The sequence below is a fragment of the Cupriavidus taiwanensis genome, assembly GCF_900250075.1.
In the GTDB taxonomy this organism is placed as follows: Bacteria; Pseudomonadota; Gammaproteobacteria; order Burkholderiales; family Burkholderiaceae; genus Cupriavidus; species Cupriavidus taiwanensis_C.
Genome location: NZ_OFTT01000004.1, coordinates 1 through 23,060, shown reverse-complemented (window position 1 = coordinate 23,060; position 23,060 = coordinate 1). Strand labels below are relative to the sequence as shown.

At 58.7% G+C, this 23,060-nt stretch carries 20 protein-coding genes and 4 pseudogenes; 11 read left to right on the top strand and 13 right to left on the bottom strand.

The genetic code is table 11. The features are described from left to right. Positions 1–190: 190 nt before the first annotated feature. From CBM2588_RS30700 to CBM2588_RS30670, 7 genes are all read right to left on the bottom strand, one after another. Complete coding sequence (locus CBM2588_RS30700; protein ID WP_115684083.1) at positions 191–445, bottom strand: hypothetical protein; 255 nt, start codon at positions 443–445, stop codon at positions 191–193. 16 nt (positions 446–461) lie between these two features. Next, on the bottom strand, positions 462–746 hold the full coding sequence (locus CBM2588_RS30695; protein ID WP_115684082.1) for a hypothetical protein: 285 nt from the start codon (positions 744–746) through the stop codon (positions 462–464). Between the two features lie 108 nt (positions 747–854). Continuing rightward, positions 855–1,835 carry a hypothetical protein gene (locus tag CBM2588_RS30690; RefSeq protein ID WP_172583735.1) on the bottom strand — a complete coding sequence of 327 codons (981 nt, stop codon included), beginning with the start codon at positions 1,833–1,835 and terminating at the stop codon, positions 855–857. A gap of 66 nt (positions 1,836–1,901) precedes the next feature. After that, positions 1,902–2,198 carry a hypothetical protein gene (locus tag CBM2588_RS30685; RefSeq protein ID WP_115684080.1) on the bottom strand — a complete coding sequence of 99 codons (297 nt, stop codon included), beginning with the start codon at positions 2,196–2,198 and terminating at the stop codon, positions 1,902–1,904. 22 nt (positions 2,199–2,220) lie between these two features. Further along, positions 2,221–2,436 carry a hypothetical protein gene (locus tag CBM2588_RS30680; RefSeq protein ID WP_115684079.1) on the bottom strand — a complete coding sequence of 72 codons (216 nt, stop codon included), beginning with the start codon at positions 2,434–2,436 and terminating at the stop codon, positions 2,221–2,223. 1,179 nt (positions 2,437–3,615) lie between these two features. Further along, on the bottom strand, positions 3,616–3,966 hold the full coding sequence (locus CBM2588_RS30675; RefSeq protein ID WP_197717982.1) for a hypothetical protein: 351 nt from the start codon (positions 3,964–3,966) through the stop codon (positions 3,616–3,618). Between the two features lie 11 nt (positions 3,967–3,977). Further along, positions 3,978–4,394, bottom strand: a complete 417-nt coding sequence (locus CBM2588_RS30670; RefSeq protein WP_147298480.1) for a hypothetical protein — start codon at positions 4,392–4,394, stop codon at positions 3,978–3,980. A gap of 183 nt (positions 4,395–4,577) precedes the next feature. On the opposite strand from CBM2588_RS30670, the gene CBM2588_RS30665 reads away from it, so the two are divergent. Next, positions 4,578–5,057, top strand: a complete 480-nt coding sequence (locus CBM2588_RS30665; RefSeq protein WP_172583734.1) for a hypothetical protein — start codon at positions 4,578–4,580, stop codon at positions 5,055–5,057. 20 nt (positions 5,058–5,077) lie between these two features. Beyond that, complete coding sequence (locus CBM2588_RS30660; RefSeq protein WP_115684078.1) at positions 5,078–6,298, top strand: ISL3 family transposase; 1,221 nt, start codon at positions 5,078–5,080, stop codon at positions 6,296–6,298. A 66-nt stretch (positions 6,299–6,364) separates the two neighbouring features. Here the strand turns inward: CBM2588_RS30660 and CBM2588_RS30655 are convergent, their stop codons facing one another. After that, positions 6,365–6,961 carry a hypothetical protein gene (locus CBM2588_RS30655; RefSeq protein WP_231942377.1) on the bottom strand — a complete coding sequence of 199 codons (597 nt, stop codon included), beginning with the start codon at positions 6,959–6,961 and terminating at the stop codon, positions 6,365–6,367. Positions 6,962–7,444: 483 nt separating this feature from the next. Beyond that, a complete protein-coding gene (locus CBM2588_RS30650) occupies positions 7,445–8,134 on the bottom strand; it encodes a tyrosine-type recombinase/integrase (protein ID WP_115684076.1) in 690 nt (229 codons plus the stop codon). Positions 8,135–8,941: 807 nt separating this feature from the next. Between CBM2588_RS30650 and CBM2588_RS30645 the strand changes: the two genes are divergently transcribed. Then, a complete protein-coding gene (locus CBM2588_RS30645; protein ID WP_115684075.1) occupies positions 8,942–10,147 on the top strand; it encodes a hypothetical protein in 1,206 nt (401 codons plus the stop codon). A gap of 66 nt (positions 10,148–10,213) precedes the next feature. Further along, positions 10,214–10,978: a hypothetical protein gene (locus CBM2588_RS30640; RefSeq protein ID WP_147298478.1), complete on the top strand. Its 765-nt coding sequence runs from the start codon at positions 10,214–10,216 to the stop codon at positions 10,976–10,978. 241 nt (positions 10,979–11,219) lie between these two features. On the opposite strand, the gene CBM2588_RS30635 is transcribed toward CBM2588_RS30640, so the two are convergent. The 3 genes and pseudogenes from CBM2588_RS30635 to CBM2588_RS31300 form a co-directional block, all read right to left on the bottom strand. Beyond that, complete coding sequence (locus tag CBM2588_RS30635) at positions 11,220–11,624, bottom strand: hypothetical protein (protein WP_172583733.1); 405 nt, start codon at positions 11,622–11,624, stop codon at positions 11,220–11,222. A gap of 518 nt (positions 11,625–12,142) precedes the next feature. Continuing rightward, positions 12,143–12,511: pseudogene (locus tag CBM2588_RS30630) on the bottom strand (IS30 family transposase); the annotation flags it as partial. 132 nt (positions 12,512–12,643) lie between these two features. After that, a complete protein-coding gene (locus tag CBM2588_RS31300; protein ID WP_231942376.1) occupies positions 12,644–12,871 on the bottom strand; it encodes an IS66 family transposase in 228 nt (75 codons plus the stop codon). Positions 12,872–13,213: 342 nt separating this feature from the next. Between CBM2588_RS31300 and CBM2588_RS30620 the strand changes: the two are divergent. Together CBM2588_RS30620 and CBM2588_RS30615 are read left to right on the top strand one after the other, a co-directional pair. Continuing rightward, a pseudogene (locus CBM2588_RS30620) lies at positions 13,214–13,834 on the top strand (transposase). Between the two features lie 734 nt (positions 13,835–14,568). Beyond that, positions 14,569–15,942, top strand: coding sequence for an alkaline phosphatase family protein (locus CBM2588_RS30615; RefSeq protein WP_115684072.1), 1,374 nt, complete (start codon positions 14,569–14,571; stop codon positions 15,940–15,942). Between the two features lie 333 nt (positions 15,943–16,275). Here the strand turns inward: CBM2588_RS30615 and CBM2588_RS30610 are convergent. Continuing rightward, a pseudogene (locus CBM2588_RS30610) lies at positions 16,276–16,653 on the bottom strand (transposase); the annotation flags it as partial. A gap of 4 nt (positions 16,654–16,657) precedes the next feature. Here CBM2588_RS30610 and CBM2588_RS30605 point away from each other — a divergent pair. The 5 genes and pseudogenes from CBM2588_RS30605 to CBM2588_RS30585 form a co-directional block, all read left to right on the top strand. Further along, positions 16,658–16,855, top strand: a pseudogene (locus tag CBM2588_RS30605) (Tn3 family transposase); the annotation flags it as partial. A gap of 905 nt (positions 16,856–17,760) precedes the next feature. Continuing rightward, positions 17,761–18,063: an acyl-CoA thioesterase gene (locus CBM2588_RS30600; protein ID WP_373424431.1), complete on the top strand. Its 303-nt coding sequence runs from the start codon at positions 17,761–17,763 to the stop codon at positions 18,061–18,063. A gap of 209 nt (positions 18,064–18,272) precedes the next feature. Then, positions 18,273–20,600, top strand: coding sequence for a bifunctional salicylyl-CoA 5-hydroxylase/oxidoreductase (locus CBM2588_RS30595; RefSeq protein WP_115684071.1), 2,328 nt, complete (start codon positions 18,273–18,275; stop codon positions 20,598–20,600). A gap of 58 nt (positions 20,601–20,658) precedes the next feature. Next, positions 20,659–21,786, top strand: a complete 1,128-nt coding sequence (locus CBM2588_RS30590) for a cupin domain-containing protein (RefSeq protein WP_115684070.1) — start codon at positions 20,659–20,661, stop codon at positions 21,784–21,786. Positions 21,787–21,893: 107 nt separating this feature from the next. Beyond that, a complete protein-coding gene (locus CBM2588_RS30585) occupies positions 21,894–22,805 on the top strand; it encodes a fumarylacetoacetate hydrolase family protein (protein ID WP_115684069.1) in 912 nt (303 codons plus the stop codon). Positions 22,806–23,060 lie beyond the last annotated feature (255 nt).

The window sequence follows — 23,060 nt, the reverse complement described above, 5'->3', positions numbered from 1 at the left end:
CCTAAGCATTTCAGCAGGCGATGGTCGACTTGCCCGTTGGCTGTGTGGTGGCCGTCAGTCCACTCCCACGGTTCATCAAGCGCGCCGTGAACACTGCAGTTCCGTTCGCCATCACATCGAGGACAATGGCCCTTGAACATCTCCATCTGGCTTTTCCTAGATTTTTCTTTGCCATTTCAGAACCGCAGCCTCAAATACGGCCGCTACGTTTAGCGGCGTCGAGACTTCCACACTCGTCAATGAAGGTGACCGGCCCGCGCTCTGGTGGCTTGCCTCCTTGGATGTAGGCTTTCACGCATGGCCTGCTGCCCCTATGCTCCGCCTTAATGCCGATAGAGAGGATCAAACTCAGCTGCAGCATATCCTCATCCGATACTAGCGGATCGATGGTGGCATTTCCCCCGATCAAGGCGGCTACCGCACGAAGCTTCTCTGCGTCCGTCACGATCCTTTCCGCCGAGTCAGTTAAGTGCTTTCGGACTGCCAACGGTGACGGTGATGATCTGCTCATCGATGGCTTTCTTTATCGCGCCGACCAACTGACCTGTCGCCTCAGGAGTAAGTCGCAGCGCCGTTGGAATGCCGTCCACTTGGCTGGCAATTGCCATGACGATGTTGATATCTATCCGATTCGCGTCGAATGTGATGCTCAGAGGGCCGTCGATTGGAATCACCATCGGTCCAAAGTCCCGGACATTCACTTTTTTTTGCGCGGCGTTACTCTGATCTTTGACTTCTTCACTCATCTCTTCTTTTCCATCCGGCTGCCGGCCGGTGCGGGGCGCCGATCGCGCCAAATGAAAAGGCTTCGCCATCTCGTTACTGAGGCGTGCCTTGGTTGGTTGTTCCCCTGTTTAGGAGCCGCCCCAGCTGATCGACTTGACGGTTTCTGCCTTGATCGAAAGAGTTTCGCCGGTCACATGCCACCGGAAGGCAGTCTTGGCATCTTCGTTGCTCGGGGTCCGGACTCGCACGAAGTAGGCCTCCTTGGTGCCATAGAGCATCCAGACGGGAAGACTGACAGTCGCCTTCTCCGTGGCCTCCATAGCGAGCCCGCCGGTCCGCGCCAGCAGACTTGTCGGCAGCGCGCTCGCCTCGACCACCAAGGTGGCCGACGATGGCTTGCCACCGCCCAGTGACTGCGGAATTTGCGGGTAAAGGGTCCACACGTAGAGCATCACCAACAGCCCGAGATACAGGGCGTACACGAGCAGCGTAAAGCTTCGCGCCACAGCCAGGACCATGTGCACCCAGCCAAGCAGCCTGCGCAGATGCGTGGACCACGCCGCATAATCCGCGGGCGTCTTGAGCTGCTTGGCACGCTGATCCTCCTTGGTCGCAACGGAGCACAGCCAGCGATTCATAAGCCGGGCGACCGGGTACGAGAGGGGGCCCAGAAACAGCGCCGGTCTCAGCGCCTTTAGAAGATCGTCCGAGAGATCGCCGCTCGCGTCCAGCCCGGTGGCACGTGACCACCCTGTGCGAACGTCCTCCATCGCCTCCGACGCGCCGCGCTGGAAGTATCCGAAGATGTGGTCGAGAAAGTAGCCGAACATTGCCAGCGGCACCCCGATCCAAACATAGATTGGGTGAATCAGCTCGATGACCGGCAGGCCCAGCCGCCACGTATGCAGCAGAACGATGAAGAAGCCGCAGGCGTAGGAGATAGAGGTCCACGTCACCAGAGACTTGACGCGCTCCTCGGCGAGTGGCCCTATCGGGCGGGTCAACGGCGCCGGCTCGGAACGGGGCGTGCCGCGGCCGTGCCGTGGCGACAGCACAACGGGAGGAATCCTTGCGGGACGCCGGAAGGGTTTCATAGTGGCCTTAGTCATCTCAGATGCGGACAATGCCTCCTTTCCGCACACTATCCGACTTCATCTTCTTGTTCGATCCATCGGTTAGGGGCCTGCCACGGCTTTAACCGCCGGGATAAGCTGAAAAAGAAAGCCGGTCATGATCATCACCAAGCCGAGCCTAGCCAGACCGTTATAGACGCGCATTCGCCGGGTCACCTCGATCTCGACATACATGCCTTCATTTAGCAGGCCGATTGAAGGCAAGCCGAAGAAGGTAACCATCAAGCCTCCGATGAATCCCAAGATTAGTCCAGTGACGTTCAGATCACCGCCGGCAAGGGCTGTGAACAGTCTCATGGCAAACTGTATAGCCTCGCTCACGCTTGCTTCCTTTTCCATGACGCAGGTGTGCTTTCTGCCTTCATCGCTTTTCCAGCAGTCGCTTGGCCGTCTGATAGCGCTCATAGGCCAGCGGCCGGAGGCGCTTGAGTTCCGCGTCCATGGACTTGCCCTTGATCTGCTCTCCGGCAATGAATGCGACGTGGTCGAGCGGGAGAAACGCGTTCAGCGGATCACGATACAAGCGGTCGATCTGACGCTCCAGAGTGCGGCGGTCAACGTCCAGCGGGATGCGCATAGTCGTCACCGGTGCGGACGATCCAACCACGGTGGGTGCTATTCGATGTCATCGCTTTTCCAAGCTTAAAGACTCGATGGCGGAAGAAGGAACTCGTCCGCGTTAAGACTCGGGTCTTCATGCACATAAATGTCTTCGTCGAAGGCCGGAAGATTGAATCTAAACGTCTCCGTCGGTAGCCCCCACAAAGTAAAAGGCTTAGTGGAGATGCCCCCTTCACTCTGAAGTTTGCGGAAAAGGTCGTAAGAAACCTTCACGCCTTGTGGTCGCTTCCTTGCGTTAGCAACTGCATCGCGAAATTTTTGAGTAGTCATCTTTTACCTCATTGTTGATTCGGAGAAGGGCGGAATCGGGTTGATCGCTCGCCGATTTTCCCGCGGTTAGTCGTCCACCAGGTCCGACATGTGGGCCAAGACACGGCGCGAAAACTGTGGCGCAGCTGCTTGCGGCGCATCAATGGTCGGAAAGCCGCCCGTCCCAAGCCGAGGTACAGCAGATCGAATGCGCCGGCGTCGTCGGTTATAGCGGTCATGTCCTGACCAGCAAAACGTGCGTAATGTGCGACAGGGCTACCACCATGCCACCGTTGTTGCGGTGCCACCGTCAGAACTTTGCCGCCACCGTGAAGTGCGATTTCCTTCGTTCTTTTCCTTGGTCATTCAGACGTATGGATACGCCACATGCCACGATATTCGCCCTCCCGCCAAAAACCTTCTAGGATCGGGCTGTTCGGAGCGATATGCAATGTCGCTTTTCTCGGGGCATTCCAAGACGTAGTGGCCTTGGTGTTCCGCAATTCCACGGTATGCCACGACTTCACCATCATAGAAATATTCGACACGAATATTCTTGTCATCACGCTTCACAGTGCATAGGAGTTCATCCACCTCATATGCGCCACTATGGTATGTCTCCATTCGACAGTCGTGATCGATAACGGTCATTCAGTTTTTTCCTTTGCGGATCAATCTACTGGCTTGCAATTCTGGCATGTGGCGGCAAATGCATGATCGACCTGTTCTGCGTCGGCCAGCGGAGGAAAAGCCCTTTGGAGCAATCGTAGGCGCTGGCCGTCACTAGCCATCCTCGACACAGGGCATTCGCCATCAATGCACTTCAGGGCGACCCACTCACCATTACCTACTGCGCATTGGAACGCTCCTCGCATGATTTCTTTTCCTACATCGCCAACGGGAAAATGATTCCCGGAAACTTGGGTCGAATGAGTTCCAGAAGCCGCTCGAACTGTGACGGCTCCAAGAACCGGCCGAGTGCGTCGCGCTTGCGGTACAGCTGGGCGGTCCCCAAGTGCAGGGTGCACCGTTTTGCGCCGCCGACGCAGTGGGCATGTGGATTTGAGGGATACGGATCGGCGTCGCTTTTGTGGACGCGCCAAACCTCGCCAGACACCTTAAAGTCTTCCTCAAGGATGTACCGGCCATCGCGCGTCTTCCATGTCGCCGCGCCAACACAAACGTCGACATATTTGCCGTTGTCTACAACGAATTCCTCGTTCGCGTCATCACTCATTTCTTTTCCGATCAGTTGCGCGTGCGCTGCGCAAATTCGAGAAGCGAGTAGTACAAGCGATTTACGACCTCGCAAAGCTGTGATGGATCGAAAGCGGCTTCTTCTACATCTGCCTTCCATGTTGGGTTTTTGGTGGACCAGAGACTTAGTTGCTCAGCCAAGTCCACGGGATCAAGGATTTTCTGCGCCGGAAGATACTGATTCAGGATGATCCCTGGCAGCCTTGCAATCAGATACCGACGAACAGCGGATCGTTGCGTCGGCGATACGTAGTTGCTCACCCAGTCCTGAAATGCCATAGAGATCCCGGCAACGAAGGCCTCTTGTGCAAACTCACGGCAAAGTTCCAGTACTTGCCAGTTCGAATCTCCGCGCGGGGCTAACGCGGCCTTCTGCTGCAATCGATGCTTTACATAATCGGATGTCATTCGAGCTTCTTCCTTGCTTTTCAGAGAGCACTAGTCTTGCAGTCCGTGAGCTGCCATCAAGGCCCGACCTATGTCTTGCATCCTCTCATTCGCGCAGTTCCAACTGCCGAACAATTGATCCCACCTCTCTTGAGACACGATGACTCCAGACGTAGGAAGATTCGCCATGTGATCGGCGAGCGCTTGCAGCGCAGCAGCAGCAGCAGCAGCAGCAGCTCTTTGGAGGGACCAAAGGCGCTCAATTTCTTGAGGGTCGATTGTCATGTTGTTTCCTTGTGCCGGCACGGCCGGCGCTTTTCCTATCTTCGCCTGCTTTGGGCACAGCGCGGCGACGCGTCGCCTGAAGCTTGGCTGCTTCTTTGGGAGCACCGCGCGCGTGGCGCAACGTTAATCAATCAAGCCGTGCTAATGACCGACTGCGACGACAGCGTCCACAAAGCGTTTGGCAGTGGCGCGATCCATTATGACGACTTTGCCATCCACGGTAAGATAAATACTGTCCTCTGGGTAATACGAGGAGCGACCCAGTTCGACTTCCAGCGACTGTTTGCCACCCTGGTCGCATATCGTTTCTTCAAAGTACATGGTTGTCGCCATAAAATATGGTTCTTCGAAGAATTCCGGGGACTGAATTGCCACATTCCGTATCCTAATGGCCGTTAAGACGGCACATGAGGGACGGGATGTTGGATCGGAAGACGCTGCAGGCGTTGGGCTGCTGGGATGGCTACAAGCTGGATCGGGTAGTTTGGCCTGAGGGTGAAACCCGTACGCTGGCGCTATACCTGAAGCCGGTTAGCAAGGTCATGTACTGCGAGGAATGCGGCTCGAAGTGCCGGCAGGTCCATGAGACGGTGGTGCGGCGCGTGCGTGATCTTCCGTTGTTCGAGTACCGGGTGGTGCTACATGTCCCGCGGCGCCGGGTGTGGTGCGACCAATGCGGTGGCCCGCGCCTGGAGCGGCTGGAGTGGCTTGGCCGCTATCAACGCGTCACGGCTCGGCTGGCGCAGGCTTGCGGGCAGCTACTGCGTAGTTGCACGGTGCAGGCGGTGGCGGCTTTCTATGATCTGGGCTGGCATACCGTCAAAACGATCGATAAAGCGCGTCTGCGCGAGGCAGTCGTCGAGCCGGACTGGTCCAGCATCCGTTACCTGGCCATGGACGAATTCGCGCTGCACAAAGGCCATCGCTATGCCACGGTGGTAGTCGATCCGATTGGGCGGCAAGTGCTCTGGATCGGTCAGGGCCGCTCGCGCGAGACGGCGCGCGCCTTCTTCGAGCAACTGCCACCGGGCGCGGCAAAGCGGATCGAAGCGGTAGCCATCGACATGACCACGGCCTACGAACTGGAGATCAAGGAGCACTGCCCGCACGCGGAAGTGGTCTACGACCTGTTCCATGTTGTTGCCAAATATGGACGCGAGGTCATCGATCGGGTTCGGGTCGATCAGGCCAATCAGCTACGGCACGACCGACCTGCCCGACGCGTCCTGAAGTCCACGCGCTGGCTGCTCCTGCGCAACAAGGAGAATCTGAGCGACGCTCAGGCCGTGCATCTGAACGACGTTCTGCAGGCCAATCGACCGCTGCTGACGGTCTACATCCTGAAAGATGAGCTTAAACGCCTGTGGTTCTATCGTCGCCCGGGATGGGCGCAAAAAGCGTGGGAGCATTGGTGCGAACAGGCAAGGCAGAGCCGAATTCCTGCTCTTGAGCTGTTCGCCCAGCGCCTGAAAGCCTATTGGCACGGCATCCTCGCCCGATGCCGGCATCCTCTGAACACCAGCGTAGTAGAGGGCATCAACAACACCATCAAAGTCATCAAGCGCCGCGCCTACGGCTACCGTGACGAGGAGTACTTCTTCCTGAAGATCAAAGCCGCCTTCCCCGGAATTCCTCGTTGAACCTAAAATATCCCCATTAAAACGTTTAGCTTTTCCCTGTGCCCGCACTGCCGGGCTTTTCCGTGGTTACTGCACCGCGTTGATACGTGCTACGTCTTTCGGTAACTGCAAGGGCAAATGTTCGCGAATGACCGGGGCCCACTGTCGCCAACTGAAGAAAGCGCTCGGATGACGGATGAGGAGTAGCTTTAGCGTGCGGCCATCATTAGCAATGGTAACCATGCGCGGACGAGTCCGCCCGATCTTTGCCGGCAAGCAGCTCTGCTCGAAGGATACCCCTCGGAGCCTAATGGCTTCCACCAGCGCGTCGACCTTCCTGGCTTCTAGCCCATAGATAATGGCCTGGTCGACCGCCATCATGTGGGACAGCTCGAAGAATTCCTGCCAGCCTTTCAGATATTGGGGGTAAGTCGGCCGAGCCTTGATGTCCTTGAGCGGCTCCAGTACCAGATTGTGGTAAGCCACCGTTGACCACAGTTCGCGCTTTTGTTCAGCGCTTGGCTCGCGTTTGCGGTAGACGGCCCGCTCGATGTTGCGTACGTAGGGGGAGTCGCGACGATAGTCCAGAGCGTGGCGGCGGTGCGTCTCCCGCAGGCCATTGGTTTCCTTATACCGCGTATCGAACCCATTCCCCCAATCGTAGACGCTCTCGCCGACCACCATGGTCCGTAACGCCGAGGTTGAAAAACTCTTCCCAACCCACGGCCACCAGGGCAAGCCGGGGCGGCCGGCAAATGCGGGGTCAAAATGAAGTGTCCAGCAGATTCTCAAGTTCCAACATGTTCAGGAAAGCTATCAATGGAGAAACCAGAACTCCCGGATTAACATAGCTGTCATCGGTTGCTCGCAGAAGAATCCACGGAGTGCCACGTCAGAATTTCCTGAATGTATGCGCGGCCCATCTCTGGTAAGGCCCGGAAGTCAGAGGACTCGCTCGGCAAGAGCCACTTGTCAAGAGTTCGTCTGGACACACTTAGGCGCGCCGCGAACTCCTCGCGCGTCATTTCAAGCTGGCTCATTGCCTCACGCAGTAGAGTCTGCTGGGTGGCCCGGAAGAGCTTCATGTTTGATGCCATTTGACCTAATGGATATCGGTCTCGTTTAGCTGACTCTGTATATCCCCAACGGGGAGTGCCTTCAATTACCCTAAAGGAGGGTATCGAAAGCGGCGGCTGCCTCCAGAAGGTCGCGTTCGGTGACTTCTAGGTAGGGAGCAACATGATCAATGTGGGAGTGGCCGAGTAGCAATTGGACGGTGTCTATCGAGTGCCCCTGCGCGAGAAGCCGGCTGGCGAACGTCCGTCGACCGGAGTGGCTGCTATATCCCTTCCCAAGTCCAGCCCTTCGGTAGAGGCCCGTCACATAGCTTTGCAAGCTGTCGGCCGCCAGGTAATCGACCTTCTCGCCGGCTTCGTTAGTCCGGCGTTTGATGCTCAGCTCGTACGGGCCACCCTTATGCGTCAGGGTGAGGCACGTCTGGGGCATCAGCCCACGATACATGCGGCGCTCCATCGCCGTGCCCTTGTAGTGCGCCCACCGTCGTTCGATGTATTGCTGCAGGGCCGTAACTGTCTTCGGATGGCTCAAATAGATGCAGCGCTGCCGGCATCCCTTCGTGATCGCTGGCCGCAGGCTAACCTCTTCGCGAATTTTGCCGGCAGGCATAAGCACGTCAGCAACCTCGATCCGTGCGATCTCTGACACCCGCATGCCGCAGGTAAACCCCAACAACAGAATGAGCTCGTCACGCTCGGGGTGCCGGCTGGTGGCAGCGGTCACGCGGAGCAAGTGACGGATCTGGGAAGGTTTGAGGGTCTTGGCGCGCTTGATAGACATGGCTTCTCCAATCTCGGAATACGCTCGATTTCGAGCGGCGTTACGAGAGAGAAACGGCCGGCGCTCCTTTCCATGATAAACCCGCTAGCTTCCTAGCGTCCTCGGAAAAATCCGCAACACGTCCTGCCTCAGCAGAGATTCCGGCTCTACATCCGCAACTTCCGCAATTTTTTGGGAGGTCGACATCTCCCGTCCCAAAAACCGGCGACACCTGATCCGGTCGAGTGGCCGCGCGCCGGCGTAGCGGGACAAGCGCCCAGAGCGGTTCTGATTCCGCAGGAATGACCGGCGCGCAGGCATTTCGCAAGCCGTCGCAATTCCCGCGCCGTGTTTTGCCGGACTGCGGCATCTTGTTCCCAGAACCGCCGCAAGCCCGGGCGGGTCTAGCGCCCCCCCAACTTGCTAAGAGCCGTCTCGACGCGGACTGCGGCGTCGGTGCGTTACCCGCGCCGGAAAAATATAGGCTCTCGGCCTGACGGCGGAGAACCACCAAACAATCGGGCAACCGTTGGACATCGACGGTTCGCCGGTGTCCGCCAGACCGACTAGGCCAAGCCGGCCTCAAGAAAAGCAACCGCGCCCCGCCGGAGAGGATGGCAGCAGAGGTCAATGACAGCAACCGACGCACGCCGTCCATGAACCCCCGAAGCAGGCGGTGTTTCCTCCCTCAATGCCGCCAAGGCCGCCACAGCCACCGCTCCGGTCTGGGTTGCTCTCCTAGTTGCTTGAAACTCACGGCGAGGGCGGAGTAACGATCTCGGCCGTGCATGCATGACTACATCAAGATTGCGTGGTCGCTGCCGATATATGGGACTGGGCCGCATCCAACAAACAAAACAGATGAAATTTTTCGGTCATCAGAAGCGTTACTCCACGAACGATGCAGTCGTTTTTGCCTCAGGCACGGAGTCCACATTTGAGAAGAAGGTCATGGCGGCACGGGCTGGCAGAGATCAGTGCGTGGAAGCCTTCCTCAAGGCGGCAAGTGATGAGGAAAAGAGGAACTTCATCACCGCCTTCTTCGACTTGGTGGAACTGCTCACGTATTACGCGACCGTGTCGGAGCGGCTCTTTATTTTCATCGACAACAATGTCCTGCAGGACATACTGAAGCGCGACGGAGAACGAGAAGCTCGCCGGCGGACCCGATATCACGCGTTGTTGGCTGTTCTTGCCGTGGCCGAGGATCACTTTATACTGGATATCTTCGCTTGCGTGACCCCCGCAGTGCTGTACGAGGCGGCATATCGTGGTAGCCGCCGGATTCCTGAGTTGCAAGCCGAAGTCGTCGACGCCATCGCACAGCTTGGTCTGATGACACATTTTGTTGGCGTTAACAGCACAGAAGAACTAGGGGGACTGTTTAAAGCTATCCGTTGTGATGAACTGGCAATCAGGGCGGCATTGGACAAAATCAAGAGTCAATCCTGGGCCAGGAACTTCGCTGGCACTTTGCCAGGGGGAACGCTGATCCCATTGGGCGTTGCCGAGCGTGAATGTCCTCAGGTATCGCTGAGCTACTTCGATCCTTGGTACGTCAAATTCCTTCTGATGCATGACATTGAAAAGCGAATGTTTGCTGAGAACTCGAACCAGAAAAAGGCTCGAAGATTCATGACCAATCCACAGGAGAAAGCTTTCTCAGTCCTCAAGACGAAGGATGACGGTGTGGAAGGCCTCGGTGACATCGAGCTAATGACATATTGCGATCTCGGGTCACAAACCTTGGGACGCGCACCGCACATAACGTTTGGGCTAACGTTTGACGACGGGCTTCGTAAAGCGTTGCAACGGCGTGCGACCGTCCGATCGCAAGTATCGGTGCGAGGAGGTGTGGATAATGCCAGAGAGGGTGCAAGTCGCATCAGCTATTTTTTCGCGGATTCTGCTCGGCGGACTAACAAAGCGGAGCGTAGAAGAAAGGAGTATGTCGAAGCTGCCCAGAAGGCTTTTCGGTTCATTCGCGACGCGATAGGCCTTCCGAAGGACGCGGGCGCTTCAGGCAGCGTGTAGGCCTCTGATTGGAGACCGCCTGGGTCCCGAGTTACAATTCTGTAACAACTTTCATCCTATGAGCGAATGAAACAGATTCTATGGATTGCCGCGCTTTCGCTGGCCTTGCCGGCATGCACGCCAATCACGGCGAAGTCGCGGGCGTCTGCCGTGGGAGCGTCAAGCGAAGCCGCCGCGGCCGTTTGCCCATCGAAGCCTAATATGGTCGGGTGTGAGAAAGGGATGTGGGCGCTCAACCGCTCCGGTTTTGCTGTGATCGCTGTCCTGGACCAGAACGCCACCTATCGGATCTGCGTAAACCGCGGATCGAAAGGCCCTGTGCTCGTGGCGGTCGACCAGGCGGTGATCAACCCGCAGGGGAACCTTCCGGCAATCTACCCGCCTCCGACCGCTGAACAAGCCTTCAACTCAGCCTGCTCGCTCGTCACTGGCAAGACGATCCATGTCCAAGCTGTCGACACCCTCAGCAATCCGCAGCCCGCGTTCGGCGAGTACCAACGAATGGACGGCGTGAATCCGCTGAATAACCTGCATCCATTCCATCTGCAGATGGTTGCCGGCGCAGATAAGGACAATTCGGCTCTGCTTACTTCCACGCAGGAAACCAGATTGCATCGCGTGTGCATTGGCCCCTTGGCGCCACCCGACTCACTCGGGGAAGGCCGCCGCCATATCTACACCGACAAGGGCTATGTGCTCGCCAAGGGTAACGCGTCGCGGGGCTTCGCCTTCTCCAACAGTACCTGCGTCGATCTCAGTGCAAAGCAAGTCGTTCTGTTCGGACCTATTCCGGCGCCGAACGAAAGTGTCAGCGGCTTTGTCGCGTACTGACTCCCAGTCTCACAAAAAACTCGTAGTCTCACGAATTCCCATTTCCTGCGCCGGGCATGGTGGTTAAGGGCTCGGGTGGCGAGGCGCTGGTCTCGGATCGGGTGTAACGCATAGCGCAGGCGTTGGTTTGCTGGTCGAGCCGCAGGAATTTGACATAACGCCCGTACACCGAAATTTTTGCCCGGGCGCCAGGGGTGCTAGGTTTGATGGCGGGGCAGAGCTTTGCCGTGGTCACCACACCTCAATCGGCTTCTGACCCGCACGCACCGGCAACGGGTGCGAAGTCGAAATGGGCCGCGGCATACAACGCATTGCACGCCCAGACCTCATACCCCTGCTTGTCGCAGGCGGCGCGGTCCCGCTTCCATATGGCGAATGGAGGCGCTGTCAATCCTGCAACAGGCGTAGCACAGTCGCGTAGCATCTTCGTGTAGTCTCGCCACCAAATTACCTCCTGCAATCCGGTGCGATTTCCATGGCATGATACCTTCAATTTATGGCCCGGGCCTTCTGCGTCGGCGCCATCATTGTGATCGTCGCCATTGTCTCCAGGCAAGTCTATCTGCGCAGCGCCGCAGAGGCGGACGTAGCCGATGCGGATGCGGAACTCGCGACCATGATGTTGATTCGCTGCTAGACGATGCACGATCGTCTGCAGAATGAAGCGCAGTTTGGCTGTAGAGGCTGCCGATGCGCGGCCGCGTGCTCATTGTCGGGAATCCGAAGTTCGGCAAATCTCGATGCACTCTGTGCCGGTGTAGCGCTAGCGGCTGTCCGCTTCCGGAAGGGGCGCAGGACTTTCCGCTTGCTTCGTCCCCGTGGCTTCTTTTCGCGTAGCCTCGCTACAGGTCAATGCCAGCAGATCCCCTGCGGCGGTTCAGACGCCACCCCTTGCCCGCGTTAGGGCGAAGACCTAAACCAAGCGAAAAAAGAATAGCCTGCTGCAAGGGCGGGCTGGAATCCCTTCGGTGAAAGAGAGGAGACAAGGTGAGTATAAACCCCAACAAGAAATCTTGCAGAGCATGGCACGGGCCGTCGGGTGGTGCCAACCATTACTTTCACGATGGTGAAACAATGAAATGGCGATGCTAGCGAACGGTCAATGAACGCAAGATCTCGCCGGTGCCTAACTAGTCGTCTCTTCGCGACTGCAGATTCAACCGGTCAACGCAACAGCTTATGGAATCGTTCAGCCGGTGTATCGAAGTTTAGTGTTTTGCGCGGACGTTCATTGAGCCGCCTGGCGATGGCGTTGAGCTTGGCCTGCGAATAGACAGAGAGATCGGTGCCTTTCGGGAAGTTCTGCCTCAAGAGCCCGTTCGTCTTTTCGTTCGTGCCACGTTGCCAGGGATTCTGAGGATCGCAGAAGTAGACCTAGATGTCGGTCGCGACAGTGAAGCGCTTGTAACCAGCCATCTCCGTGCCACGATCCCAAGTCAGCGATTTGTACTGTTCCTGCGGCAGCTTGCCAGCGTGCTTGATCAGGGCGTTGACTACAGCCTCGGAGTCCTTGCTGGCAATCTTTACCAACATCCCTTGCCAACATCGCTCTTTGCCGTCTTCGCTGGTACCTCCCAGGAAGGCAATCGGGTACTGCGCACCTCGACCAATACGGAAGTCGTAGATCACGCCAGGCTGTGGATCGAAGGTGCCTCGCGAATAGGCTCAGACGTACACGCGCTTGGTCTTGCCGGCTCCCGGGTCGAGCATTACCACCGGCGTCTCGTCAGCATGCAGAGCCCTTGCTGGAAGTACGAAGCGCTTGTGCGCTTCATAGAGCGGTTCCAACGCCGCGCCAACACGCCCGGCCCAGGCAGCCAGTGTGGAGCGCGGCGTGTGTACGCCCGAGCGGGCGTTGATCGTCTCCTGCCGGTAGTATGGGAGGTGATCCACGAAGCGGCTGATCAGCGTGTGCGCGACCAGGCCAGCTGCTGGTAGGCCGCCGTCGATGACTTGTGGTTCAACTGGCTTTTATACCAGGCGTTGGCAGCATCGGCAGGCCCACTTGCCATAGATGTGGCGGTGCAGAATGACTCCGCCGGCACGGTATCCAACTTCTCGCTGACGTCCTCACCCACGCGTACTATGGTCCGTCCACCTCCCGGTGTTGGGCAGTGGGTATCCTCGGGCTCGTGGTGATGCTCGACTTGGCGCAGGTGCGCGGGAAGTGGCCAAGACATCGAAGTGTCCAAGTGGGATGATGTGCACATTTCCCGGCAATCGGAGGATCCTGAAATGAATTCTATGGCCGTGGGTGTGGATATCGCGAAGTCGGCGTTTCAGGTGCACTACATCGACCAGGCAACGGGCGAGATCGTGAACAAGCAGATCAAGCGAGCCAAGTTCCTCGAGCACTTTGCAAACCGTGCTCCCTGCCTGATCGGAATGGAGGCGTGCGGCCGTGCACACCGTTGGGCGAGGCAGTTGACGAAGATGAGGGCACCAGCTGAGGCTGATGCCAGCAGAGTTCAACGGTCGCGATGATGGGCGATGCGAAGACATTCCGGTCAGGGCGGGAGTTGCCGCGTGGGCAGGCCTTGTGCCAAAGCAAACCGGATTGGGCGGAAAGGTGAATCTGCACGGAATCAGCAAAAGAGGTGATATGTAGTCTGCGTACCCTCTTGATCCAACGGTGCGCGCAGCGTCGTGACGCGTGCTAAGGATTCCGGTCCCTGGCTTGAGCAAATGACAAAGCGGCGACCTCTGAATGTCATAGTCGTTGCGCTGGCCAACAAGATGGCGCGCATGATATGGGCGGTTCTGGCCCATGACCGGCCGTATCAGAAGGATTACATCAGCGTTGAAGCCGGCTTGAGCGGTAAGCACCACGTTGAGATGAGCGTTTTTGCGGGGTGAAACGTCGAAGGTTGCGTTGGTAATCGAGTGTGATGACCAGTCGGGTAGGACCGGGACCTGCTAAGCCTGTGGGGTAATACGAGCCTTGAACTCGCAGTACGAATGAGGCGCGGGTCAGTGTATTTAATAGGGGCCAGCAGCGGCGATACCGGCTGCAAGAGGGCCGAATATAGAGCTGCAGCCCATCCTGTCAGTCTCTGAACAAGCGAAAACCTAGCGCAAACGGGACGCGTTCATATAGATTACCCTATTCGGCAGCGTCCTGCATAATTAATAACTAAATTTGTCGCGGTTCTCATATGTATTAAAATGGTTATAGATATAAAAATCAGACAAACACCTACATGTAATTTCCGCAAAGGTAACGTAAGCTGGTTTTAGGGATTGACCCCATCCCAACTTCAATATCCCCGTGTGAGCCCGCCCCAGGTGGGCTTCTTTTTTGACACCGAACGAGACACCGCGCAACGGACATAGGTAACCGATTGGAAGGAGTTTGCCGTGCCGAGGCTGCGGAGAAAGCGTGAATTGCCAGTGTCTAAGAGGCGGGGCAAGAGACGTGCCGGCGCTGGGCGGCGCGATGCCAGATAGCTGAAAGGGGCGACCGTTTCTCAGACGGTGACTGACGCGCGCGCGTACCGTTGTAGGCGTAACGCAATAACCCAAACGTCCTTCGTAATTGCCATGTCACAGTGGTCAGGAAAACTCCCTTTTCGCGAGCCAACCAAAACGATATGAGCAACAACACCCCCTACGATCCACAACCTTCGCTCGCCGCAGCTGTGGCCGAAGACGCGCAGGCCCTGCTGATTGCCAACTCGCGGCGGCGAGACCTTATCAAGGGCGGACTGGCTGCATCGCTGGTCTCGATGTTTGGTAGCTCCTTGCTTGCCGGCTATGGAGGCGACGATGATGGTGTTTGGGTGCCGAAGCGCACGGTCATGGTGATCCTGGAAAACAAGTCGCTGCAGGAACTGGTGGGTGACCCAGCCATGCCCTATCTGAACTCACTGGCCGACAACAGCGCATTGATGGCTAACGCCTATTTCGCCGAAACCCCCTATGGCATCGCGCCAACCGGGTTCCGGCATTCGGTCCCGTCACGCGGCAGCCAGACCAACTACTTTTATCTCTATGCGGGCAACAACCAGGGCGCTCTGCCCGACTGGTTCCAGTCACCCGGTTCGCCGTTTCTGGGCACGGCCTACCAAGACCCTTATGGCAACAAGCTGGCCGAGCCGATCAAGAATACCCCCGTTGGCATCAGCAACAACCTGATACCTGCGAACATGCGGCCGTTCACCACTCCGAACCTGGGCGCCGCCATCATCCAGGCGGGGCATACGTTTGCCTCGTTCTCCGAGTGGCTGCCGTACCCTAGCTTCGATAAAAAAGGCTACACCAAGGACCCCGTCATCGATGGCTACGCGCGCCGGCATAACCCGGTCATCAACTGGATCAACCTGCCCAAGACCGATGTGCCGGCCAGCAAATCCCGCTTTGTGCTGCCGCTGTCCGCCAACCTGTCCATGACCGCAACCACTGATCCTACCGACGGCCAGAAATACCCGGGCTTCGGCATCGACAAGGACGGCAAGCCGGCGGGCTACGACCAGTTGCCCACCGTGTCGATCGTAGTACCAACCAATGCCAATAACATCCACACGGGCTCCAAGGCAGCGTGCGACCAGTGGCTGCAGGCCAACATCAAGTCTTATGCGGATTGGGCGCGTGCCAACGACAGCCTGCTGATTGTCACCACCGATGAAGATGGCTTTACCGACAACACCAACGGCACCGGGCCCTATGACGCCTACATCGGGCAAATTGCCAAGATCGCGGGCAGCTATCAATACGGCATCGACCGCATCACCACGCTGTTCTACGGGCCGGAAAACAAGGTGGCGCGAGGCATCTACCGCGATCGGATCGACCACCTGAACGTCCTCGCTACCATCCTCGACCTGTATGGTGCGCTCGACCAGTTCAAGGCGGATTTCGCACAAGCCTACGTCGGCAGCAGCGACCTGTTCCGTGCCAACGAAGCGCGCCGGCAGCTGGCCAACCTTGTACCTTTGCGCAACGTCTTCGGCAGGGTCGCGGCGTAGCCCTTCTCAACGCTGCACCAAGGCCGGATAGCCTAGCGGGGTAGTCCTTCTTTTTGTGCATGTATGGACCCGACGCCTTTTGCAAGCTTCTTGTTGGTGATGTCGAACGGCCTGCATGCATGTATCCGGCTTGCCTAGTGGGCCCTTGCCGAAGCATGCCCGCAGCCTCGATGAGATCCGCGCATCCCGTCCTTAGCAAAATCGCGGCGTGCCTCAGAGGCCGCCGGCACCAAAATCAGGCTTCAGGATGCTGGTTCAACCAATTTCGCCATCGCTTTGAGAAGCTTCGCAAACCTGCGTGGGTATCCCTCCTCCTTGCAAGCGGTTGTTGGGTTATGCTGCCGCGCTTCGCGTTATGTAGGTCGAGTCGCTGCTGAGCAGCGCCTGGATGACGCGAGCGCTCTTGTTGGCCAGCGCGACCGCCGCGCAGTTGTGTCCCCGTCGTGCAATCAACTGCTGCAGTCAGACGCTCTGTGGATCGGACTTTGTCGTTGAGTAACGCAGCACGACCCGGGCGCCGTGGATGAGCAGGGTCCGCAGGTAGGTGTCGCCGCGCCGGCTGATGCCGTGAAGCCGAGGTTTGCCTCCCGAGGAGTACTGATGTGGTACCAGGCCGAGCCAGGCCGCCAGATGCCGGCCGTTCCTGAATTGCTTGGCATCCCCGACTGCGGCAACCATGGCCGTGGCGGTGACCGGACCGATGCCAGGCACCTCCGTCGTGCTGCGGCGGTTCGGCAGCGCCGCCCAAGGCGACCCTATCCATCGGGCAGCACATCATCAGGGCAAGATGCTGCGCACGCTCTTCTTGTGCGATTTTTTCAGCAATACCGAGTTTCGACGGGAGCTGCGCACGCTACTCAACCGAGGGGAGTCGGTGCACCAACTCCAGCGCGCCATTTACTCGAACAAGGTAGCTGTTTTGACCTAGTTGAATGGTGGTTTGAAGCCACTTTGAAGCAAGTGGCCATCGACATTGTTCGCCGGCAGCTTACGTGAATGCGCGAATCGACTTGCTGTAGCCATGCTGAATGCCAGAAGAGAAAAATCCACCACACTCGCGCCATCGCGTACAGCGCTCGCATTCGGGTGCGTATTCGTTCTTCCAATCCGAGATTGAACTTGACATAAGCGGGCTCGACGTCGGAATTCACCAAGCACAGTTGATGGTTGTAAACCGATGTCCGAAGCCCATAGCTCCTCGGAATCCGAACAGCTGTGCTGAGCTCGGCTTTGTAGTCGGCAGGGTCAATCCATAGCGCGTCCAGGTTCGCGCGGGTGAAACCGGTCATCTCCAGCGCCATTAGGCGCGATGTGGTCTACAAACAAGAGGTTCCGTGCAATGAACTCGGCGAGTGCTGACAGTCCTACGTAGGTTTGCTTGTGTACGACAACACGAATCTCGACCTTCTGATTCAGGCGCTTCAGGTTTAGAATGCCCGAATTGTCTCGTCAAAGGCGCCGTCGGCTTGGACGACATAGTCGTGTCGTGCCGGGTCCGCCGAGTACACCGGAATGCCTATCGTGACATCCGGGTGCTGGACTGCCGCATATTCCTCGGCGAACGCTGCGTCAGAAAATTTGCGGCCGTTGGAGAGGATGTGCAGAGACGTACGTGGCAACCAGTTCTTGATCTGGTGAAGCAGGTCTAGCAAGAAGCTGAAGGAAGCCCTGGTGCGCCACGCGCTGGCGTGACCTAACTCCGAACCCCTTGCAGGAATTGAAGATCATGACCGCTCCGCACACCTTCAGGCGCCAGCACAAGATCCATTTCTCCGAATGCGATCCCGCTGGGATTGTGTTCCCCCCTAGTACTTCGTGATGTTTAACGACCTGATCGAAGGCTGGATCGACACCCTGTTGCCGGATGGGTACCACGGTGTGATTGGCGCGCGCCGGCTCGGGATGCCAACGGTCCACCTCGAGGTGGACTTCAAAGCGGTCAGCCGCTTTGGCGAGAAGGTCTGGCTGGAGCTTGAAGTGCTGCGTGTTGGCGGAAAGTCGATCACCCTGGCCTGGCGATGCTCGCGGGCAGACGGCGACGTGCGACTGGCGGCCACACAGACCATCGTGATGACCTCTCTCGACACGCACTTGGCGATCCCGGTCCCGGATAACCTGTGAGCTGCCATCGAGCATGGGACGGCCCCGGCCCGCACAGAACATGGGGCGTTGACTGAGTTGGCTCACCGTATCGGGACGCATTCTGCTTCGGGCGGTTGGCCTTTTCGCGAAACGGTCTAAATCCAGCACGTTCAGACCTTGGGCAAATGCCAACGCGACCCGCGCGGGGGCGCCGAAGGCTCCGGTGATAACTTGATTTGGAAACAGCCATGAAGATCGTATGTATCGGCGGTGGTCCCGCCGGCCTCTATTTCGGCCTGTTGATGAAACTGCAGGATCTCGCCAATGAAGTCGTCGTGGTGGAGCGCAATCGCCCCTATGACACTTTCGGATGGGGAGTTGTGTTCTCCGACGCAACCCTAGGCAACCTGCGGGAAGCCGATCCTGTTTCGGCCGACACGATCGGCGACGCGTTCAATCGCTGGGACGACGTTGAAGTTCACTTCAAGGGCCGGGCGGTGCGCAGCGGCGGTCACGGTTTCATCGGCATCGGCCGTAAGCGCCTGTTGAACATCCTGCAGGCGCGTTGCGAGGAAGTCGGCGTCGAACTGGTTTTCGAAACCAATGTCGACGACGACCAGGTCATCGCGCGCAAGTACAACGCCGACCTGGTCCTTGCCTCTGACGGCCTGAACAGCGTGGTGCGTAAACGCTACGCCGACACGTTCCGCCCGGATATCGACACCCGCAAGTGCCGCTTCGTCTGGCTGGGCACGAGAAAGGTATTCGACGCGTTCAACTTCATTTTCGTGCCGACCGAGCATGGCTGGTTCCAGGCGCACGCCTACCGTTTCGAAGACGGGACTTCGACATTCATTGTCGAGACACCCGAAGAAACGTGGAAGGCGGCGGGCATCGACCAGATGAGCCAGGAAGAAGGTATCGCCTACTGCGAGCGCCTTTTCGCCCCGTACCTGGATGGGAATCCGCTCATCAGCAACGCCTCTCACCTGCGCGGCTCGGCGATATGGATTCAGTTCCCGCGCGTGATCTGCGAAAAGTGGGTGCATTGGAACACGCTGACTACCGACAACGGCGCTGATAAGAAAGTGCCGGTGGTGCTGATGGGTGATGCTGCGCACACCGCACACTTCTCGATTGGTTCCGGCACCAAGCTGGCGCTCGAGGATGCCATCGAGTTGGCGCGTACCATCAAGCGTGTCGATGGCTCATTGGAAGCGGCGCTGGCGCAGTACGAAGCGGTGCGTTCCGTCGAAGTCCTGAAAATACAGAATGCGGCGCGCAACTCCACCGAATGGTTCGAGAACGTCAAGCGCTATGAAGAACTGGAACCCGAGCAGTTCGCGTACTCGCTGCTGACCCGCTCACAACGCATCTCGCACGAGAACCTGCGCCTGCGCGACAAGGCCTGGCTGGAAGGTTATGAATCCTGGCTGGCCAAGCGCGCCGGCACCGAAGCCACGGCGGTGCCGCCTCTCCTGACGCCCTACACCGTACGCGGGGTCGCGCTGAAGAACCGCGTGGTGGTCTCCCCGACCGCTATGTATTCGTGCCAGGACGGCATGCCGGGCACCTTCCACATGGTCCACCTCGGGAGCCGCGCGCTGGGCGGTGCCGGACTCGTGATGGTGGAAATGACCGCGGTCTCGCCCGACGGACGCATCACGCCGGGTTGCCCGGGGCTTTGGAACGACGAGCAGGTTTCGGCTTTTTCCAGCATTATCGGGTTCGTCCATGAGCACACCAGTGCGCGCATCGGCGTGCAGATCGGCCATGCCGGCCGGCGCGGCTCCACCCAACTCGGCTGGGAACAGGCTGACCACCCGCTGCCCGCGAACAACTGGCCCCTGCTTTCGGCTTCCGCCCTGCCTTACCAGCCGGGCATTTCGCAAACGCCTCGCGCCATGACGCGCGAAGACATGGACCGCGTGCGCGACGACTTTGTCGCGGCTGCCCGGCGCGCGGCGGCAGCCGGCTTCGACTGGCTGGAGCTGCAAGCCGGCCACGGCTACCTGCTCTCGTGCTTCATCTCCCCGGTGACCAACCACCGTACCGACCAATACGGCGGCACGCTTGCGCAGCGCATGGCGTTCCCGATCGAAGTGCTGGTGGCGGTACGGGAAGCGTGGCCTCAGGACAAACCGATTTCTGTGCGGATTTCGGCTACGGATTGGGTAAACGGCGGCATCAGCGCAGATGACGCGGTCGAAATGGCGCGCCTGTTCAAGCAAGCCGGTGCGGACGTGATTGACTGCTCGTCCGGCGAAGTGACGCCGGAACAGAAGCCGGTATACGGGCGCATGTTCCAGACCCCGTTTTCCGACCGTGTCCGCAACGAGGCTGGCGTACCGACCATCGCCGTGGGCGCCATCACGGAAGTCGACCAGGTCAACGGCATCATCGCCTCGGGGCGCGCCGACCTTTGCGCAATCTCGCGCCCGCACCTGGCCGACCCTGCCTGGCTACTGCACGAGACGGCCAAGCTCGGCTACCACAGTGTCGAATGGCCAAAACAATACCTGCTTGCAAAGGACCAGCTCGAGCGAAACCTAAAGCGTGCGGCAGCCGGCGCCTGATTGTTGCTACCCCTCAGGCGATCCCTCTGGGGAAGAATACACACAAGAGAGGAAGACGATGTCGAATACCTCATATGACACTTACCGCGAGAACGTAGCGGGTCGTGCAGACGTGGCGGACACCCCCGAGCTGCTGGCCTACTACAAGGAACTGGCCGCTCTCAAGACGGGGGCCCTCTGGACCGTTGCCAACAAGATCGAGCCGTGGCAGCCGAAGTCGGAATCGTTGCCGGTGCTGTGGCGCTACCGCGATCTGCGTGACCATGTACTGCGTTCGGTTGACCTCGTTACGCCCGAGAAAGCGGGCCGCCGGGTGATCTACCTGAACAATCCGGGCCGCCAGGACGTGTCCGCGGCCGTGGGCTGGCTTTACTCCGGCCTGCAGGTGATGCATCCGGGCGAGGCCGCGTCGGCGCACGCGCATTCGTCCTCGGCGCTGCGCTTCATCATGGAAGGCAGCGGTGCGTACACGATCGTCGATGGCCACAAGATGACGCTGAACGCCAATGACTTCGTGCTGACGCCTAACGGCACCTGGCACGAGCACGGTGTGTCTGCCGACGGCACGACCTGCATCTGGCAAGACGGCCTGGATATTCCCCTGGTCAACGCGATGGAAGCCGGCTTCTACGCCGTCCATCCGGATCTCCGGCAGGCCGCCACGTATCCGGTCGACGACATGCCGGCCATCTGGGGCGGCAAGGGCCTGCGCCCTCACGGTGGCAACTGGACCAAGCCTTATTCACCGCTGTTCAAGTATGAATGGGCGCCGACCTACGAGGCGCTGGTTCGCCACAGCAAGGTGACGGACGGAAGCCCGTTCGACGGAGTGCTGATGCACTACGTCAATCCGGTCAGCGGGGGACCGGTGATGCCGACGATCGGCGCCAGCATGCAGCTATTGCGCCCGGGCGAAGCCACCCAGGCGCATCGCCACACCGGCAGCTTCATCTACCAGGTCGCCAAGGGCACTGGCTATTCAGTCATCAATGGCCAGCGCTTTGACTGGACCGAGCGCGACATCTTTTGCGTGCCCTCCTGGGCCTTCCATGAGCACGCCAACGCGTCGTTCGGTGATGACGCGGTGCTGTTCTGCTTCAACGACCTGCCCGTCATGCATTCGTTGGGGCTGTACCGCGAAGAGGCGTTGTCGGAGAACGGCGGCCACCAGGTGCTAGCCGCCTGACATAAGAACCATCGTTGTGCGTTGCCCATGTACACGACTTGCACAACCTGAACTTTGTTGATTTGCGCAGCCGCCGACAACGCGGCATTCACTGGAGTAGCAATACCATGCGTCTCGTTACATATCGCTCGGAAGTCACCGCCGCCGCCCGCCTGGGCGCCATTGTCGACGGCAGCATCGTTGACCTTGCCCGCTTCGGTGCCGCCGTCGGCGTGGACATTCCGTCCACCATGCTCGAGTTCATCGACTTGGGACCCGAGTCAGTCCGCTCGACCAGCGCGCTGCTGAACGAGTATCGCGGCAAGCTGCCCTTCGGCGTGGCCTTCCCGGCCTCGAACGTCAAGCTGTTGGCCCCGATCTCGCGCCCCCGCAAGAACATCTGGGGCATTGGCCTGAACTACGTCGAGCACGTGGCCGAATCCAGCCGCAGCCTGGACACCTCCAAGGAACTGCCCAAGGAGCCGGTGATTTTCTCCAAGCCGCCGACCACCGTGATTGGCCCGGGCGATGCCATTGAGCACAACAAGGAAATCACCCAGCAGATGGACTGGGAAGTCGAACTCGCCGTCGTCATTGGCACCCGCGGCAAGGGCGTGAAGGAGGCTGATGCGCTGAACTATGTGTTTGGCTACAGCGTGATGATCGATATCTCGGCACGCGACTGCCGCCGCGATGGCCAATGGATTTACTCGAAGGGCCAGGACACCTACGCGCCGTTCGGTCCGGTCATCGTCACCGCTGACGAAATTCCCAACCCGCACACGCTAGACCTGTCGCTGACCGTCAACGGCGTGACCAAGCAGAGTTCCAATACCCGCCACATGCTGTTCAAGGTGCCCGCGCTGATCGCGGACATCAGCAAGGGCATGGCCTTGGAGCCGGGCGACATCATCGCCACGGGGACGCCGGACGGTGTCGGCGCAGGCCGCACCCCGCAGGAGTGGCTGTGGCCGGGCGACACCGTGGTGGCCACGGTGGAAGGCATCGGCACGTTGCGCCACCCGGTGGTGGCGGTCTGATTGCCGGTATCCGATGAAACGATGATCCCGACGCGATATGCGTTCGGGACTGGCCATACAGAAGCGTAAGGAGGGGTAGTCGTCCTTTTCGTGCAAAATCTTACGGTTATCTAAAAATTTTCCTTTTGAATCAATTGATTGAGAATCCGTCAATGTTGCAAGTGCCGTTCTTTTTGTGCAAAACCTTACGCATTCAAGCTGCTGGAACAGCCACGCCGAGATTTGTCCGATAGTCAGTCAGCAACTGCTGCTGAT